Annotated in this window: 2 protein-coding genes; both read right to left on the minus strand. The window is 68.6% G+C overall.

Features of this window, described 5'->3' with window-relative positions; all coding sequences use genetic code 11:
* Positions 1-93: 93 nt before the first annotated feature.
* A complete protein-coding gene (locus Ae331Ps2_RS30075; protein WP_139319204.1) occupies positions 94-675 on the minus strand; it encodes a hypothetical protein in 582 nt (193 codons plus the stop codon).
* 94 nt (positions 676-769) lie between these two features.
* A complete protein-coding gene (locus Ae331Ps2_RS30080; protein WP_139319203.1) occupies positions 770-2,119 on the minus strand; it encodes a hypothetical protein in 1,350 nt (449 codons plus the stop codon).
* Between the last annotated feature and the right edge of the window lie 442 nt (positions 2,120-2,561).

Consider the following 2,561-nt stretch of genomic DNA (forward strand, 5'->3'; position numbering starts at 1 on the left):
CCGCGCCGACGTCGCCACCATCGCCACCGGGAACATCCCGATCACCGACACCGGATACCTACTCACCAACGAGACATGACCAGAACCGGCGCCCTATCCCTCCGAGACCGCGCGGCGGCGATCCACGTCCTCGGCGCGGGCCCGGTCGAACCACTCCCACCAGTCCTCGACCTTCAGACGCCGCCCACGATCCGCTCCCGGAACAGGATGATGCTCCCGCCGAGCGCAGAACCCGCCCTGCGCAGCATCAGGCGCATCGAACGCGACGTAAGCATGCGGCACCCACCGGGTATGCCACTCCGCGACCTGGAAACCCGACCCGCCCGGGCCGTAAGCCTGCCGATAAGCGCCATGCAGCCACGACAACGTCTCACGGCCCCAAGAGTGCGCCGGCCAGCACGGCGGGACCTGCCGCACCGACGGCTCCACCGTCGGAACCAACACATCCCGCACCCACACACCGAGCTCATCCCACGCCTTCACAGCAGCAGCCGGGTCGAGCTCCGCCCACGCCACCGGCCGGGAACCTCCCAGCCCGGCCTCGGCCTCCCCCGCCCCGACAGCAGCTTCGAGCTTCTCGATCCGCGGCAACTGCGCCGACAACAACGCCGACACCCGCCCCAGATCAGCACCCAACGACACCAGAACGTCCTGCTCACCACGGCCACCACCCACGCCACCGGGACCACCTGAGGCACACGGGTGAGATACGGGCTGGTGCGACGACATACAGAACAGACCTTCCCAGGATCCGGTCACCTGCGGCGGGTCATGCGAGCTCACCGGCGCTGGGCAGCGCGCTCACACTCGCCAGACCGGAACGGCCGTCTGCCGCCCGACCACCGGCACGTTCAGAAGGAGGCAGGATGCCACGGCCTCGTAGGTTGCGCTTCGCGGCTGTCGCTGTGCGTGGAGCGTCGATCATGCGGTCGACTCGGGCCAGGGCCGGTTCGTCTCCGAGTTCCCAGGACCGAGCCAAGAACAGCTCGGCCTTGGCCAGCTTCGTCTCACCCGGCAACGCCTCGTAACGGGCAGTCCACTCCGCAGTCCCGACCGCATGGTCAACAGTGTGGTCAACAGTGTGGTCCTCACCGGATTCAGCGCGCACCACGGCAGGCAGGACCACAGTCGCCGCACTATCGGCGCTCACACTGTCGCCGGGCCCGCTGTCGCTGGTCACACTGTCCGCCACTGCACCATCCGTTGCAGCGGTCTCCGGTCCGGACCGGACCGGCGAGGCAACAGGCACCGGAGTGTCGCGGTGTTCAGCTGGTGTCGGGGAGTGCCCGGCCGGGGAGACGAGCCGTCGGTAGCGGGTGAGGCGGTAGGTGCCGTCGTGATAGACGAGCTGCGCGGTGCCGTCAGCGGCAACGACGGTCGCGGCGGCGCGCAGCGCTGCGTGCTGGGCACGGTCGATCTTAGCTGCGGCCCGCGCGGCCAGCCGGTCGGCGCGGCGCTCGGCATGCGAACGCGGGGCCCTGGCCAAGGTCAGCTGGTGGGCGACGATCCCGGCGACCGACACAACAGCCATCACCAGCCCGACCGTCCACCCTCCGCCGGCCTTGTGCAGGCCGTGGGTGAAGTTCATCCCGCCCGCTCCGAGGCAGAACACGACCACCCCGGCCTGCAGCCCGGCCACAGGCCGGTGCGGGTTCCGGCGCCGGGACGCGACGACAGCGAGCGCGAAGGCCCACATCCCCAGCTCAGTGATCCCGGCTAGCAAGAAACCGGTCACACCGAAGATCACGGTCCCGTAGGCGGCCATCGCCGGAGCCGCCAACGCGAACGACAGCACCGCGATCGGGTAGATCAGCAACTCCACCACGTGCGCGTTCACCCACGACAACACTGCCCGCCGGGTATCGGACCGGGTTTCCGCGCGGGCCTTGCGCTGCTCGACTTTCCGCCGCTGGTCCGCGTCGCGCGCGACCCGGTCGCGTTTCTCGCGGGCATTCTGTTCGAGGATCTTCCGACGCGCGGCGGCGTCAGCTCCTTCTCGCGCCAGCCGCGCTTCCAAAGCACGGGATTCCCGGCGGTCGTGGGCGTGCTGCGCCATCCACCCCGTCGAAGACCCCGCCGACGATGTTGCATTGGAAGGACCGAACTCTCGAACAGTCATGCCTGACCTCTTTCCCGGGGGCCACGGACAGTGTCACGTTCAGCGATTCGTCGACGGTACCGACGGGACTTCTCAGCCCGGGCGGGTTTCGCCGGGTCACCATTGTCCACCCGGAGCTGGACCGCGCCCCGAGACATCCCCATGATCTCCGCCATCCGCCCGAACGACACCGAACGGGTCCGCCGGACCGCGACATATAAAGCAGGATCCACCGCCCCATACGCAGCCCGGTGAATATGAAGCAGATCCACCACCGTCTGCACCTCGGCCCCCGAGCCTGCCTGGCCGTCGACAATCTCCCGGATAACTCGCAACGCCCGCACCGCAGCGGGACTGGGCGGCAATAACGGCTCAGGCACGAAACGCCGCGGCGGGAACAACCAAACACCTCCAGAGACGAACACCCACCACTGTACACCCTCTTGATCTAGTCGGCGGCGGA

The organism is Pseudonocardia sp. Ae331_Ps2 (assembly GCF_001932405.1).
In the GTDB taxonomy this organism is placed as follows: domain Bacteria; phylum Actinomycetota; class Actinomycetes; order Mycobacteriales; family Pseudonocardiaceae; genus Pseudonocardia.